Origin of the sequence: Luteolibacter yonseiensis (genome assembly GCF_016595465.1) — a bacterium.
In the GTDB taxonomy this organism is placed as follows: domain Bacteria; phylum Verrucomicrobiota; class Verrucomicrobiia; order Verrucomicrobiales; family Akkermansiaceae; genus Luteolibacter; species Luteolibacter yonseiensis.
This window is the reverse complement of sequence record NZ_JAENIK010000004.1, coordinates 576,696-590,850: the sequence shown is the minus strand read 5'-3', so window position 1 is coordinate 590,850 and position 14,155 is coordinate 576,696. Positions and strand designations below refer to the sequence as shown.

Sequence of the window (14,155 nt, the reverse complement as noted above, 5' to 3'; positions counted from 1 at the left end):
TTGACGCGGGAAGGGCGAACAGGGATTTTCACCTCATGAAGCGCAGGAAACCGATGGCGAAACCCGAGGACAAGAAGGTGCTCGTCATCCGCACCGGCAGGGGTGGAGCGCTCGGCCGCACCCAGACCGAATTCAACCGGCTGATGAAAAGTCTGGAAGAGGCCAGGGCCCGCCATCTCAACGAACAAAAGCGGCTTGATGAGGTGCTTGCCATCTCGATCAACGACCTGATGCCGCTTGTGGAGGAAATCAACCGCACGAACCGGAATATCGTTTTCCACGGCTACAAAGCTCTGCAAACGCTGAAGCTCACGGCCAGATGCCGGGAGTCGTTCACCCACCTGCTGTGCGGTCATGCGGAAAACCTGCTGAACGATCCCGTGGGCCTTGGTGAGGATGATCTTTCGGAACTGGAGGTGATCCTCGAAACCATCGAGCCAAGCCAGGACGGGAAAGGGAACGAGGTGGGTATGCCGGATCAGACAGAATTCGACATGTTCCGCTCCATGATCCAGCAGATGGCACGCAACGCGGGCGTTGATCTCGATCTCAGCGGCCTGGACGCCAATACGGATCCGGAGGAATTCAAACGACTCATCGCCGGAAAGTTCGACGCGGCGGAAGGCGTTTCTCCTTCCCCGCATCCCGCTGCGAAACCCGGCCGCAAGCAGACCAAGGCGCGGATGGAAAAAGAGCGGAAGCGCCTCGAACTTGAGAAAGCCAAGAGCCGCGACCTCAAATCCCTATTCAAGCAACTCGCGAAAGCCTTCCACCCGGACCTCGAACCGGAACCACAGCTCAAGGAACATAAGAAAATCTGGATGCAACGGCTGAACACGGCGTACGCCGCCGCCGATCTTCGTGAAATGCTCCAGCTCGAAATGGAATGGCTGGGCGAGGAGTCGGCGAACCTCGCCACCGCGGGCGATGAAAAGCTCAAGGTCTACTGCATGGTGCTCAAGGAGCAGATTGCGGAACTGAAACAGCAGACCCACCATCTCCTGAACGAGCCCCAGTACGGACCGCTCAACCGCTTCCGCGATCCCTATTTCGGCACGCTCGCAAAGCCGGAGACTGTTGGAAGGGAGCTGCGCCTGCGGTTGGCGGCAGATCGTCTGATCCTGGAAGCCCTTGGCGCCGGAAATGCCCGGGCCCGCAAGATCATCAACGAACTGGTGGACGAACATCAGTATCGGCTGCGGCGAATGGATTGACCTGTCTGGCCGTGGTTTGAATTCTTTTGTGGAAAGCGGCGTATCCGACCGGGATGAAATTCCTGTTGCTGGTTTCCGTTCTGCTATTTCCCGCCGGGTTGGTCCGGTCGGAAGAGAAATCCACCTCCTTGAAGGTGCTGTGTTGGAACATCCACCACGGCAGGGGAGCGGATGACAAGGTGGATCTCGAACGCATCGCGGCGGTGATCCGGGGCCGGGAACCGGATGTCATGATGCTTCAGGAGGTTGACAAGAACTGCGAACGCAGCGGAAAAGTCGATCAACCCGCCGAACTCGCCCGGCTGACCGGCATGAAGCAGGTTTTCGGGAAAGCCATGGATTTCCAAGGTGGCGAATACGGGCAGGCGTTGCTCTCGCGGTTTCCGCTCGCCGGTTTGAAAATCCACCGGCTGCCGGGCGACGGTGAGCCGCGTGTCGCCATTTCCGCCATGGTGGAGACCCCGCTCGGACCGGTCATGATCGCCGGCCTTCACCTGGATCACAAAAACCCGGCCACACGGGACAAACAAGCGGAGGTGGTGTCCGTCGGCCTGCTGAAAGAGACCACAGGTCCAATCATCCTCGCTGGGGATTTCAACGCGACCCCCGACTCGGGGACGTTGGCGGTATTCAGACAGCCTCCCTGGTCGGTGGTCGCGAAAGAAGAACCGTCCGCCACTTGCCCTGCGGACAATCCCAAGGTTGAAATCGATTTCACCGTTCTCCGCGGACTGCGTCAGGAGAAACCCTCCATCGTGCTGCCGGAGTCGATAGCGTCGGATCACCGGCCCGTTCTCACGATTGTCGCGAAACCGGAATGATGGGCATGGAATTCATGGTTCCGGGTGCTTTTCCAAAAACCAGGTGCTCGCCGCCTTGTCTCCGAAGAGCTTGACCCGGTCGAAGTAAAGCAGCCAATCCGATTCAGGCACGGAAGAGCTGGCCATCAGGTCGGTGATTCGTTTTTGATCGGCGAACATGGCGTCGCGTTCCTGCTGGATCGTTTCAAGCCGTGCCTGGGATTCCGGCGTGTCGATTTCTTTCAAAACCCCCTTTTCCACGCTCATGGCCACAAGCGAGTCGACCGGAAAGCCTCCGCTACGGATCTGATCCGCCATTCCGAGCTGGAGACTCCGGAAGTGCTGCAGCGCCTCCTCATTTCCAACGTGTGCCGCCCGCTGTTTTTTGAGTGCGTCCGCCACATGACGAAGCTGGATGGTGAGGAATTTGGAGGCTCCGTTGAGCGCCGCCATTTTTGCTTCCAGAGGCGAAAATCCCGCGGACAGGTAGGCTTCTTCGGCATTCTGGCAGGAGGGTATCATATAGTCCTGAAATGGCTTGCCCATGGATTCCGACAGCGCGGCCATGGCTTCCTCCTGTTTCCCGAGTTCGAAAAGGGCGCGCGCGGCCAGGCAATCGCCGAGGCCGTTGCCGGGATCCGTGAGTTTGAGCTTGGCAAGAGTTTCCAACTGTTTCTCAGGGAGACCGCTTGTGATCAGAAGCGAGGTTAGCAGCACCTGCGGGTCATTGGGAAATTTTTCCATCGCCTCGACAAGAAACGCCTGGTCTCTGCTCAGATGGTGGGCTGCGAGGAGGGAGCCCGCGCTGCGGTTTTGTGCCCGCAGGTAAGCGTCGATCTGTCCGCGGGTGAGTTTCGGGAGTTCGCCTTTTTCCGCAAGTTGGGCCAAATGAGCAAGAGTCCGGACCTGTTTGGAAGGTGGCGCGGGAGCCGGCAAGGTGGTCCGCTGGTGGGAACGGGTGGATGCCACGGGGGGAGGGGGGACGACGGGGGAGCGCGAGCCACCCGGCCAAAAAACAAACACGAGCACGACGAGCCACAGGCCGGCGATGAGACAGTAGAGGTTACGGCGGGTTTTCATCTGGTGCCGGATGGGCGGGGGACAAGGTTGATTTCCTACGTGAAGCCGCGCCGGGATATCCGGAAATACCGCGAATTCCGCGCATGGGTTCATCGGATAGACAGGGCCGCCCTGCTTTGGTCACGCAAACTGGAATATTTTCCGCCTTTTTTCTCCCGGGGCTTCATGAAACGGGCAGGGGGGCCGAAGGGACCTGACGAAATGGGTCGATTTCCTCGTGGGGTCCGGGTTTCACTGCCGCCGTGCCCGCCACCTTGAAATCCTGCATCCTCGCCGCACGACCGAAAACGCTGCCCGCCGCCATCGTGCCGGTGTGGGTGGGTTGCGTGCTTGCCTGGAAAATCACCGGACAGTTCAGCCTGCTGCTGGCGCTCTGCACGCTCGGTGGCTCGGTCGCCATCCAGATCGCGACGAATTTTTTCAATGACGCCATCGACGCGGAAAAGGGCGCGGACACCGAGCGGCGGCTCGGCCCCACCCGCGTGACGGCTTCGGGCCTCATGCGGCCGCGCACGGTGATGGGCATCGCCTCGGCATTCCTCGGACTGGCGGTGATCTGTGGAGCCGTGCTGTTCCAGGCGCGTGGCTGGCCCATCATCGCGATCGGCATCCCCTCGTTGTTCCTCGCGTATGGCTATACCGGCGGACCCTTCCCTCTGGCATACCGTGGGTTGGGCGAGATTTTCGTGATCCTTTTCTTCGGCTTCGTCGCGGTGGCCGGCACGGTGTTTGTCCAGACCGGCGAATGGCGGCCCGAGGCGCTCTTGCTCGGGTTGCAGATCGGCCTGCTGTCCGCCATCCTCATCTCCATCAACAACCTCCGCGACCGGGAGGAGGATGCGGGTACGGGAAAAAGAACGCTCGCTGTCCGGTTCGGACCGAAGGCAGCGGTGGCGGTCATCTGGCTTGAGGTGAAAATCGCGGTGTTTGCCGGCCTCGGGTGGATCGCCTTCGGCCAGCCGCCGCTGGCCATCGCGAGCGCGCCGGTGTTCCTTCTGGGACTGCGCATCATCTGGGGGGTGCTCACTTTTCCGCCCTCGGCGTTCAACCGGTTGCTGGCGTTGGGCGGAGTGCAGTTGATTGTTTTCGCCGCCGCCTTTCATTTCGCCGCCGCCATGGCCCGCTGACATGCATCTGATCGAACAAAAACCACTCGTCTCCCGCTACCGTCTGAAGGCGCGGGGCTTTCTCAATTCCATCTCGAACAGACGGGAGTTCGAAGGCGCGCTGATCCAGGTGGACGGTGGTTACGGTTGTATCCACCCGTGGCCGGAGCTGGGCGATCCGACATTGGACAAATGCCTCGCCGACCTCGCGGGAGCGCGCCGGTGGCCCATCGTCCGCCGCGCGCTGCGCTGCGCGGAGTACGACCGCACCGCCCGTGGGTTCGAGAACTCGTTGTTCGAGGAAATGGAGGTGCCCCGCAGTCATGCGACGCTGGCGAAGGGGGACGTCACGGAAATCGCGTTCGCGGTGGACGCGGGTTTCACCGTGATCAAATTGAAAACGGGCAGGGATCTGGTATCGGAAGCGAGGTTTCTCGAGGACATGGTGGCGGAGTATCCATCGCTGCAATGGCGGCTGGACTTCAATGAAAGCCTCACCCCTGCCGCCGCGGTGGAATTTTTGTCAGGTCTCACGGAAAAGGCCCGGGCCGCCATCGATTTCGTGGAAGACCCGTGTCCGTATTCCGAAACGGCGTGGAAGGAAATCCGTAGCACCACGCGCGTGAAGCTGGCGGTGGATCGCGAGGCGGCCCCGCTTTCATCCGCCGCGCAGGTGATGGTCGTAAAGCCGGCGATCGACGAGCCTTTCCTGTTGGGCGAAAGCGCCATCAGCCACAGCCAGCGCGTCGTCATGACCAGCTACATGGACCATCCGCTGGGCCAGGCGTTCGCGGCGTGGGAGGCGGCACGGTTGGAATTGCAGTTTCCCGGACTCGTCGGACTGTGTGGCCTGCAAACCCACCACCTGTTCGAACCTGACGAATTCTCCGAAGCTCTCGGCCCATGGTCGCCGGATTTCAAAATTCCGGATGGCATGGGGCTGGGATTCGACGATCTTCTCGCCGCCCTGCCATGGACTCGTCTGTATTAACCTGTGATGCCTTCTGGAATGATCCGCGGCCCTTCGCCGCCGGGGAGATTCCGGACCTGGCGGAGCTTGCGGGGCACGTGCTTTTCGAGACGTCCGGGAGTTCGGGAAATCCCAAGTGGGTCGCGCTTTCCAAACAGGCGCTGCTCGTTTCCGCAAGAGCGGTGAACGAGCATCTCCAGGTAACGGAGGAATCCCGCTGGGGGCTGGCTCTGCCTCTCAACCATGTCGGCGGATTCGGCGTCGCGGCACGGAGTTATGCCGCGGGATGCGGGATGGAGACATACCGCGGACGTTGGAATCCCATATTGTTCGGCGGGTGGGTCGCGCGTGCCGGTGTCACCCATACCTCCCTCGTTCCGACACAGGTTCATGATCTGGTGAAAGCCGGCCTGGAAGCTCCTCCGGCTCTCAAGGCCATCGTCGTCGGGGGCGGGCATCTGGACCCCGCCACGGGCCGGGCGGCGCGCGATCTCGGCTGGCCGGTGCTGGCGAGCTATGGCATGTCCGAGGCCGCGTCCCAGATCGCCACCCAGGGGCTTGATCTACTGGAAATGCCGTACCAATCGGCGCCCATTCCGCTGCTGCCGGTCTGGCAGGCGGAGACCTCGCCGGAAGGATTGCTCTCGATCGCGGGCCCCGCCCTCTTTTCCGGTTATGTGAGGGATGGTTGTTTCACCCCGCGCACGTCGCCCTGGCACCTGACGACCGACCGCGTGCTGCTGGAGGACCGCCAGCTCACGCCCATGGGCCGCGCCGACAACCGGGTGAAGGTCCTCGGCGAGCTGGTCGATCCGGAATCCATCGAGCGCGAGCTGGCGGAGCTTTCGGGTGGCCGGCTGTCTCCCGGAACCTATGCCGTCGTCGCGGTTCCGGACGAACGCGCCGGAAACGTGTTACTGCCCGTTTTCGAATCAGCCTTGGACCCCGCGCTCGTCGCGTCGGTGCTGGAACTTTATGACAAGCGGGCCGCGGGTTTCCGCAGATTGAGATCCGCACGTTTCATATCGGATATCCCACACAGCGGATTGGGCAAGATCAAACGCGCGGAGTTGATGAAATTGATATAATAGGAGCATGAGGAAGAGATATATATTCCAACTGATAGTAAAAAAGAACATACTGTCACACATGCAGGCTTGTCATTGCCGGATCTGACGACAGGACCGCTGGTTTCACGCTCCCGATTCCAATTTGAAATGCCTCTGGCGCCGCATGGGGATTTCCGAAAAACGAATTTCTGAGTTGCCATCGTCACGATAACGGCGATAGTCAGGTTATCTTGATTAAGTGGATTAAAGATTCGTTGTCACGATTTGGCATTGCGCATGCTGGCCGACGGTCTGGTGTGAGGCACATCCCAACCACCGTCAAAATACCCAGCACCCATACCGATGATCCATCGCACCGAGGAAGGTCAGTCCGCACTGTTTGAAGAAGCCCCTGAGGAAGGTGGCGGCACCCGGAAAAAACGAGCGGCAGGCAAAACTCCCCAGCCAACAGACCTTGGCCTCATGGCCCCCTCGCAGTTGGCCAAGAATTTCGTATTGGACACCAATGTCCTGCTGCACGATCCGGCGGCCCTCGACCGGTTTCAGGACAACCACCTGTGCATCCTTGTCGATGTCCTGTCCGAGTTGGACAAATTCAAGTCCGAGCAAAGCGAGCGCGGAGCGAACGCCCGCCGAGTCCACCGCCGTCTCACGGAAATGTTCTCCTGCACGAACAAGGTCACGCAGGGTGTCACCACCGCCTTCGGCGGCACCATCCGCCTTGTGATCTACGATCCCTCCAACTGCCCGAAAAACTCGGACATGCTCGACAGGTTCCACCGCATTTTCCCGGACCGCGAGCGCGTGGACCACCGTATCCTGGCCGCCAGCTTGCTACTGATGCAGTACAATGACGCGCCCGTGGTGCTCGTCACCAAAGACATCAACATGCAGCTCAAGGCGCGGGCCGTAGGCATCGAGTGCCAGGACTATCTCAATGACAAGGTGGACGCCCGCGAGGTCTCGAACTACGAGGTTCGTCGTATCGAGGTGGATCCGAATGAACTGCAACGCTTCTCCAGCACCGGTGAGATCACCCTTTCCGACGAACGTCTCCCCGGTGTGGCGGTGAATGAATATGTGCTGCTGGGAACGGGGGAGAAACAAACCATCCCGGCCCGCCTCACCGCGGACGGAAGGTTCGTGAGGCTGGAGATCCCGGACGTTCTCAAGATCCCGGACGGCCAGTCGCTCAAGCCGCTCAATCTCGGCCAGCGCTGCCTGATCGACGCCCTGCTGAACCCGGACATCTCCCTGGTGACCTGTTATGGCCATGCCGGCACCGGCAAGACTCTTGTCGCGGTCGCGGCCGGCCTGCATGAGATGTTCAATCGGAAATACAACGGCATCACCGTCAGCCGCCCTGTGGTGGCCATGGGGGATCAACTGGGTTTCCTTCCCGGATCACTGGATGAGAAAATGCGCCCGTGGCTGCAACCGATCCATGACGCGCTCGATCTCCTGATGCGCCCGAACACCCCCTTGGGTCCCCGCCGCAAGCAGCAGGCGAAAGCCACAGGCGCTCCGCCGGTCGCCGCGAAGAAGCCGTACGAGCTTCTCATGGAACAGGGCATTCTCGAAATCGAGGCGCTTTGCTACATCCGCGGACGCTCGATTCCCAACCGCTTCTTCATTCTGGACGAAGCCCAGCAGCTCACTCCGCAGGAGGCGAAGACCATCGTGACCCGGATGTCCCGCGACTCGAAACTCGTGCTCGTGGGGGACCCGGCGCAGATCGACAATCCCTATGTGGACAGCCGCAGCAATGGTCTCGTTTACACGCGGAACCGTTTGAAGGGCCAGCCCTTCGTCGCCCACGTGGCCCTGAACCGCGGCGAGCGTTCGGAGCTGGCGGAGGCCGGCGCGCAGTTGATGTGAGCCAGCGGATTTCAACCAGCCTTCCGGTCCCGTACCGGAAGGCTTTTTCGTTGGATAAAAATAGGTGTGATTTGTTGGAATCCCGTCAGATAAGGAATTTGACGTTGACCCCAACCGTCTAACAGATGCAGACTACGCCGACAATTTTGGATCGGGGAGAATTGGAGAGCTCACGTGAGCAGCGTCTTTTTCCCGGTTGATGGGTCCAGCCGACCCCGAAGCAGGGAGGCTGGCCGGGACATCACTGGAATTTCAAATGCCTTTCCAGCGTGAGGAACCGCCGTGTACCCGCGCGTGGCGATCCTTATCCTATCTTTCACCTCAAGCATCATTTCCATCGCTCATGAGCCACTCCAATCATTATCCGTCCGGCCTCAGCCTCAGCGCCGAGACCGCCCGCAATCTTGCGAACGCCACCGTCACCCCGCCGCAATGGGATGACATCACACCACGCTGGCTGCACATCCTCCTGCCATGGGTGGATGTCGATGGCGGCGTCTATCGCGTGAACCGCGTGAAGCGCAAGGAAAGCGGCGTCGCCATCGAACTCCTGACCGTGGACGATGGCGAACCCAAGCTGCCGACCACTTTCGTGGATTACGAGAACGATCCCCACGAGTACCATCTCAGTTCGATCCAGACCGTGCTGAACACCCATACGCGTGTCACGGACCTGTATTCGAACGCGGTGGACCAGCTTCGCGAGCAGGTGCGCCTCACCGTGGAAGCGGTGAAGGAGCGCGAGGAGTCCGAGCTCCTCAACCACCCCGAATTCGGCCTCGTGAACGTGGTCGCCGAATCCCAGACCATCAAGACCCGCAAGGGCACCCCGACGCCGGACGACCTGGACGAACTCATCAAGCTCGTTTGGAAGAAGCCGGCGTTTTTCCTCGCCCATCCCTATGCCATCGCCGCCTTCGGACGCGAGGCCACGCGCCGTGGCGTGCCACCGCCGACCGTGACCCTTTTCGGCTCGCCCTTCATCACCTGGCGCGGCATCCCGCTCATCCCCAGCAACAAGCTGGCCATTGATGAAAACGGCAAGACCAGCATCCTCCTGCTGCGCGTGGGTGAGAAGCAGCGCGGCATCGTCGGTCTTCAGAAAGCCGGGGTGACCGGTGAGATCGAGCCGGGCCTCTCGGTGCGCTACATGGGCACGAACGAGCACTCCATCGCCTCGCACCTGGTGACCCGTTATTTCTCCGTGGCAAAGCTTGGCGACGACGCGATCGCCCGTCTCGACGACGTTTCCATCAACAACTACCACGAGTATGTCTGAAAACCGCCTCCATCCCGGCCTGCTCGAGGCTGATCCGGGAACGGGCGATCCTTTCGGCAACGACCTGATCTCGCGGCTGGCGAATGAGATTTTCGCCAGCTCGAACCGCGTGCCTTCCGTGCCCGACGCACCTGTCACTCCGCCCGCCACCGTGGCCGGTGTCCCCGCCCATGTGCCGTCGTCGCCATCGGGTCCCACGACGGGTTCGCGGGAGATCGATTTGTCGGGCGGGTTTCCTTCGTCGCATTCCCCGGACGCGCCTCCACCCGTGCATCCTACGGTGGTTGCCGCGGAACCGGACAGGGACGTGCCGGGTGGGTCGACCCCACAGGGAGGGCATGTCCCCGGATCGAAGGATTCGCACGAATTCGGCGAACCGTATTCCTACTCGAAAAACTTCAATAACCCGGCCTCCTCACGGTCCGCCGCCGGAAGTCATTTCGAGTTGCCCGGTTTCGAACTGTTGGAGAGCGGATCGCAATTCTACTTCCTCGAGGGCATCGGATCCAGCGGCGTGCCGAAGGATGTGGCGTATCCGTCAACCGCGTTGGAGGCTCCTTTGGCAGGTTTCGACGTGGAAGGGGTGCGCAGGGATTTTCCGGCCCTGCACCAGCGGGTGAACGGCCATCCCCTCATCTGGCTGGACAATGCCGCCACCACCCACAAGCCGCAGAGCGTGCTTGACGCGACCTCCAGCTACTATGGCCGGGACAATTCCAACATCCATCGTGCGGCACACACGCTGGCGGGCCGCTCGACCGAGCTTTTCGAGTCCGGCCGTGAAAAGGTCCGCCAGTTTCTCGGCGCGGGGGATGCGAAGGAAATCGTGTTTGTCCGTGGCACCACGGAAGCGATCAACCTCGTCGCACAGAGTTATGGAAAACAGAACATCGGCGAAGGGGACGAGATCATCCTCAGCGTGCTGGAGCACCACGCCAACATCGTGCCATGGCAGCTTCTCGCCGCACAAACCGGTGCGAAGATCCGCGTGATTCCCGCGAATGACCGTGGGGAGCTGCTGTTGGAGGAGGTGCCCGGGCTGTTCAACGCCCGCACGAAGATCGTTTCCATCACGCAGGTGTCCAACGCGCTCGGCACGATCAACCCCGTCGAAGAGATCATCGCCATCGCCCACAGCCATGGCGTCCCGGTCCTGGTGGATGGCGCGCAGTCCACTCCCCACATTCCGATCAACGTTCAGGCCATGGATGCGGATTTCTTCGTGTTTTCCGGCCACAAGGTGTTCGGTCCCACCGGCATCGGCGCGTTGTACGGGAAGTCGCATCTTTTGGAAGCCATGCCTCCATGGCAGGGCGGCGGCCACATGATCCGCGATGTGACGTTCGAAAAGACGGTTTATAACAACGCTCCGGAGAAATTCGAAGCCGGCACGCCGGATATCGCCGGAGTCGTCGGTCTGGGCGCGGCCATCGACTACCTCTTCAGCGTCGGCATCCCGGCCCTCGCCGCATACGAGCACTCGTTGTTGGAATATGCGACCGCCGCGCTCGCTTCCGTCCCGGGCCTGCGTCCGATCGGCACCGCGCATCACAAGGCGAGCGTGCTCGGATTCGTCATCCCGGGCATTGAGAACGCGCTCATCGCGAAACACCTCGACCAGCAAGGCATCGCCGTGCGGGCCGGGCACCACTGCGCCATGCCCGCCCTCCGGCACTTCGGTGTCGAGACGACCGTGAGACCGTCGCTGGCGTTCTATAACACATTTGCGGAAGTGGATGCCCTGGTCCACGGTCTCCACCAGATCGTAAAACGCTGAACCCGACATCCCACCCGCCATGATCGACCTGGACATCCCCGGCTTCGGAGCCTTCACCATCAAATACCTCGTTGTGGATTACAACGGGACACTCGCGCTGGACGGAAACCTCCTGCCGGGAGTCCGCGAAGTGCTTGGCATGCTGGCTCCTTCGCTGGAAATCCATGTCGTCACGGCGGACACCTTCGGGCTGGCCGCGCAGCATTTGTCGGACCTGCCGGTCACGCTGACCATTCTTCCCCCAAGCCAGCAGGCCGAGGCCAAGCTCGATTATCTGAAGGGGCTTGGCGCGGAGTCCGCCATCGCCATCGGCAACGGCCGCAACGACCGCAAGATGTTGGAAGCAGCGGCGGTGGGCATTTTCACCCTTCAGAAAGAAGGAGGATCCCTGCGGGCGCTCAGCCGGGCGGATGTCGTCACCACGAACATTCTCGACGCGCTGGAACTGCTTCGTTATCCCAAGAGACTCATCGCCACACTCCGGTCCTGATTCATGAAATCCATCACTCCCAAAGAACTTTCGCAGCTTCTTGCAACCCGGCCGGATCTTCCGCTCATCGATGTCCGGACGGCTGTGGAATACGACGCGACCCATGTGAAGGAGGCGGTCAATGTCCCCTTGGACGAACTCTCGCCCAAGGCGCTGGTGGCCGGAGGAAAAGTGCCGGAGAACCAGCCCGTCTACATCCTCTGCCGCTCCGGACAACGTGCCACCAAGGCCGCCGACCAGTTTGCCAGGGAGGGATTTGGAAATGCCGTGGTCGTCGAAGGCGGGACCTTGGCATGGATCGCCGCAGGGCTGCCGGTGGAAAACGGACAGGGTTCCGTCATCAGCCTCGAGCGCCAGGTGCGCATCGGAGCGGGTTCGCTCGTCCTGTCAGGAGTGTTGCTGGGATATTTCATTCATCCGGGATTTTACGGAATCCCCGCTTTAGTCGGTTCCGGACTCATCTTCGCCGGCATCACGGATTGGTGCGGCATGGGCCTCCTGCTCGCCAAAGCTCCATGGAACAAGCGCCGCCCGGCATGAGCAACCATCCATCCCTTCCCCCGGCAACGGAAATACCGGTCTCCCAGCACGACGAGATCGTCAGGAAATTGCTGGCGTCCTACCAGAACTTCGGCGGTCTGAACCACAGCGAGTCGCTCAACCTGCCGTCGAAACACGCGGTGGGAGAGATTTGCGAAAGCCTGCTGCAACTGCTTTTCCCCGGTTTCCATGACAATGACGTCATCCGCGAGGGTTCCATCGCAGACCTGACATCCAAGCGGCTCGCGGAACTGGTCGTCCGCCTGGAAGACCAGATCCGCAAGAGCGTGCGCATCGGCGATCCGCAGCGCCCGACCGGCAGGACCAAGCCGATCATCCAGAAATTCTGCAAGGCGCTCCACATCGTCCGCGAGGTGCTGCGCACGGACATCGAGGCGGCATACAAGAACGATCCCTCGGCAAGAAGCCATGAGGAGATCATCCTTTCCTATCCGTTCATCGAGGCCATCTCCATCCAGCGTCTCGCCCACCGGCTCTATCGCGCGGGCGCGCCCATGATTCCGCGGATGATGACGGAGTGGGCGCACAGCCGCACGGGCATCGACATCCATCCCGGAGCGAGCATCGGCGCGCACTTTTTCATCGATCACGGCACGGGTGTCGTCATCGGGGAGACGTGCAACATCGGCAACCACTGCAAGATCTATCACGGCGTCACCCTCGGCGCACGGTCCTTCATCAAGGATGACGCGGGCTCGGTCATCAAGGGTCTCAAGCGCCACCCGAACCTCGGCGACAACGTCACCATCTACCCGAACTCCACCATCCTCGGCGGAGAGACCATCATCGGCTCGAACTCCACCATCGGTGCGAACGTCTTCCTCATGCACAGCATCCCTCCCGATTCATTGGTGATCTACGAGGAGAAAAACCTGTCCATCCGCAGCAAGATCCACCGCGAGCATGCCGACCTATCCTGGTCCATCTGACAATCTGACATTTTATGAGCTACCACGGACTCGACCACTTCGTCGGCAACACCCCGCTTATCCGGCTGAACAGGATCTCCGACCTCACCGGCTGCGAGATCCTCGGCAAGGCGGAATTCATGAACCCCGGCGGCTCCGTCAAGGACCGCGCCGCGCTCGGCATCATCCGGCAGGCGGAGAAGGACGGCCTGCTGTTTCCCGGCAGTACGATCGTGGAGGGAACCGCTGGAAACACCGGCATCGGCCTCACCATCATCGGACAGGCGCGGGGATATAAAAGCGTCATCATCATTCCGGAAACCCAGGCCCCGGAAAAAATCGCGTTGCTCCGCGCCCTTGGCGCCGAGGTCATCCCGGTGCCCGCCAAGCCCTACAGCGATCCGGACAACTACAACCACATCGCACGCCGCCTCGCGGCGGAAAAGGGTTGGTTCTGGGCGAACCAGTTTGACAACCTCGCGAACCGCCAGGCCCACTTCGACACCACCGGTCCTGAAATCCTCGCCCAGACCGACGGCACCGTGAACGCCTTCGTCGCCGCCATCGGGACCGGCGGCACGCTTGCGGGAACCTCGCTCTTCCTGAAAAGCAGGAACCCGAACATCGCGACGGTCTGTGCGGATCCGTACGGTGCCGCCATGTGGGGATGGTTCACCCAGAAGCGTCTCGACCTCGACGACGGTGACTCTTTCGCGGAAGGCATCGGGCAGGGCCGCGTGACAAAAAATATCGAGGATCTCCAGGTGGACAAATCCTACCGGATCGACGACCACACGGCCATTTCCCTCATCCACCAGCTCCTGCGTGAGGAAGGTCTTTTCCTCGGACTCTCCAGCGGCATCAACATCGGCGGGGCGCTCCGCTACGCCCAGGACCATGGCCCGGGAAAAACCATCGTCACCATCCTCTGCGACACCGGACAGAAGTACCAGTCCAAGCTGTATAATCCGGAGTGGCTGGCGGAGAATGATCTGGTGCCGTGAGACATCCCGGTTTGAGGC

Annotated in this window: 13 protein-coding genes; 12 read left to right on the top strand and 1 reads right to left on the bottom strand. The window is 61.1% G+C overall.

The annotated features are described in order from the left end of the window. Positions 1-35 precede the first annotated feature (35 nt). Both JIN84_RS04100 and JIN84_RS04095 read left to right on the top strand, forming a co-directional pair. Positions 36-1,214 carry a J domain-containing protein gene (locus JIN84_RS04100; protein WP_200349733.1) on the top strand — a complete coding sequence of 393 codons (1,179 nt, stop codon included), beginning with the start codon at positions 36-38 and terminating at the stop codon, positions 1,212-1,214. Between the two features lie 53 nt (positions 1,215-1,267). Continuing rightward, the gene (locus JIN84_RS04095; protein ID WP_200349732.1) at positions 1,268-2,035 is read left to right on the top strand and encodes an endonuclease/exonuclease/phosphatase family protein; all 768 of its coding nucleotides are present in this window, start codon (positions 1,268-1,270) and stop codon (positions 2,033-2,035) included. Between the two features lie 12 nt (positions 2,036-2,047). Here the strand turns inward: JIN84_RS04095 and JIN84_RS04090 are convergent, their stop codons facing one another. Beyond that, positions 2,048-3,094: a tetratricopeptide repeat protein gene (locus JIN84_RS04090; protein WP_200349731.1), complete on the bottom strand. Its 1,047-nt coding sequence runs from the start codon at positions 3,092-3,094 to the stop codon at positions 2,048-2,050. A gap of 242 nt (positions 3,095-3,336) precedes the next feature. Here JIN84_RS04090 and menA point away from each other — a divergent pair, with 242 nt between their 5' ends. The 10 genes from menA to JIN84_RS04040 all read left to right on the top strand — a co-directional run bounded on the left by menA (position 3,337) and on the right by JIN84_RS04040 (position 14,137). After that, on the top strand, positions 3,337-4,221 hold the full coding sequence (gene menA, locus JIN84_RS04085) for a 1,4-dihydroxy-2-naphthoate octaprenyltransferase (protein ID WP_200349730.1): 885 nt from the start codon (positions 3,337-3,339) through the stop codon (positions 4,219-4,221). A gap of 1 nt (position 4,222) precedes the next feature. Next, positions 4,223-5,191, top strand: coding sequence for an enolase C-terminal domain-like protein (locus JIN84_RS04080; RefSeq protein ID WP_200349729.1), 969 nt, complete (start codon positions 4,223-4,225; stop codon positions 5,189-5,191). Next, the gene (locus tag JIN84_RS04075) at positions 5,173-6,258 is read left to right on the top strand and encodes an AMP-binding protein (RefSeq protein ID WP_200349728.1); all 1,086 of its coding nucleotides are present in this window, start codon (positions 5,173-5,175) and stop codon (positions 6,256-6,258) included. The genes JIN84_RS04080 and JIN84_RS04075 overlap by 19 nt, the downstream gene beginning before the upstream one ends. A gap of 324 nt (positions 6,259-6,582) precedes the next feature. Further along, the gene (locus JIN84_RS04070) at positions 6,583-8,118 is read left to right on the top strand and encodes a PhoH family protein (protein WP_200349727.1); all 1,536 of its coding nucleotides are present in this window, start codon (positions 6,583-6,585) and stop codon (positions 8,116-8,118) included. 343 nt (positions 8,119-8,461) lie between these two features. Further along, positions 8,462-9,397 carry a family 2A encapsulin nanocompartment shell protein gene (locus tag JIN84_RS04065; protein WP_200349726.1) on the top strand — a complete coding sequence of 312 codons (936 nt, stop codon included), beginning with the start codon at positions 8,462-8,464 and terminating at the stop codon, positions 9,395-9,397. After that, complete coding sequence (locus JIN84_RS04060; RefSeq protein WP_200349725.1) at positions 9,390-11,174, top strand: cysteine desulfurase; 1,785 nt, start codon at positions 9,390-9,392, stop codon at positions 11,172-11,174. The genes JIN84_RS04065 and JIN84_RS04060 overlap by 8 nt, the downstream gene beginning before the upstream one ends. A gap of 19 nt (positions 11,175-11,193) precedes the next feature. Continuing rightward, a complete protein-coding gene (locus JIN84_RS04055) occupies positions 11,194-11,664 on the top strand; it encodes an HAD family hydrolase (RefSeq protein WP_200349724.1) in 471 nt (156 codons plus the stop codon). Between the two features lie 3 nt (positions 11,665-11,667). Further along, positions 11,668-12,204 carry a rhodanese-like domain-containing protein gene (locus JIN84_RS04050; RefSeq protein WP_200349723.1) on the top strand — a complete coding sequence of 179 codons (537 nt, stop codon included), beginning with the start codon at positions 11,668-11,670 and terminating at the stop codon, positions 12,202-12,204. Continuing rightward, positions 12,180-13,154 carry a serine O-acetyltransferase EpsC gene (epsC, locus tag JIN84_RS04045; RefSeq protein ID WP_234043175.1) on the top strand — a complete coding sequence of 325 codons (975 nt, stop codon included), beginning with the start codon at positions 12,180-12,182 and terminating at the stop codon, positions 13,152-13,154. The genes JIN84_RS04050 and epsC overlap by 25 nt, the downstream gene beginning before the upstream one ends. 14 nt (positions 13,155-13,168) lie before the next feature. Then, entirely contained in the window at positions 13,169-14,137 is a 969-nt protein-coding gene (locus JIN84_RS04040; protein WP_200349722.1) for a cysteine synthase A, read from the top strand. Positions 14,138-14,155: the final 18 nt, after the last annotated feature.

Coding starts and splice junctions, on each gene's coding strand:
- JIN84_RS04100 (WP_200349733.1), top strand. CDS start 36: ATGAAGCGCAGGAAACCGATGGCGAAACCCGAGGACAAGAAGGTGCTC.
- JIN84_RS04095 (WP_200349732.1), top strand. CDS start 1,268: ATGAAATTCCTGTTGCTGGTTTCCGTTCTGCTATTTCCCGCCGGGTTG.
- JIN84_RS04090 (WP_200349731.1), bottom strand. CDS start 3,094: ATGAAAACCCGCCGTAACCTCTACTGTCTCATCGCCGGCCTGTGGCTC.
- JIN84_RS04080 (WP_200349729.1), top strand. CDS start 4,223: ATGCATCTGATCGAACAAAAACCACTCGTCTCCCGCTACCGTCTGAAG.
- JIN84_RS04075 (WP_200349728.1), top strand. CDS start 5,173: ATGGACTCGTCTGTATTAACCTGTGATGCCTTCTGGAATGATCCGCGG.
- JIN84_RS04070 (WP_200349727.1), top strand. CDS start 6,583: ATGATCCATCGCACCGAGGAAGGTCAGTCCGCACTGTTTGAAGAAGCC.
- JIN84_RS04065 (WP_200349726.1), top strand. CDS start 8,462: ATGAGCCACTCCAATCATTATCCGTCCGGCCTCAGCCTCAGCGCCGAG.
- JIN84_RS04060 (WP_200349725.1), top strand. CDS start 9,390: ATGTCTGAAAACCGCCTCCATCCCGGCCTGCTCGAGGCTGATCCGGGA.
- JIN84_RS04055 (WP_200349724.1), top strand. CDS start 11,194: ATGATCGACCTGGACATCCCCGGCTTCGGAGCCTTCACCATCAAATAC.
- JIN84_RS04050 (WP_200349723.1), top strand. CDS start 11,668: ATGAAATCCATCACTCCCAAAGAACTTTCGCAGCTTCTTGCAACCCGG.
- epsC (WP_234043175.1), top strand. CDS start 12,180: ATGGAACAAGCGCCGCCCGGCATGAGCAACCATCCATCCCTTCCCCCG.
- JIN84_RS04040 (WP_200349722.1), top strand. CDS start 13,169: ATGAGCTACCACGGACTCGACCACTTCGTCGGCAACACCCCGCTTATC.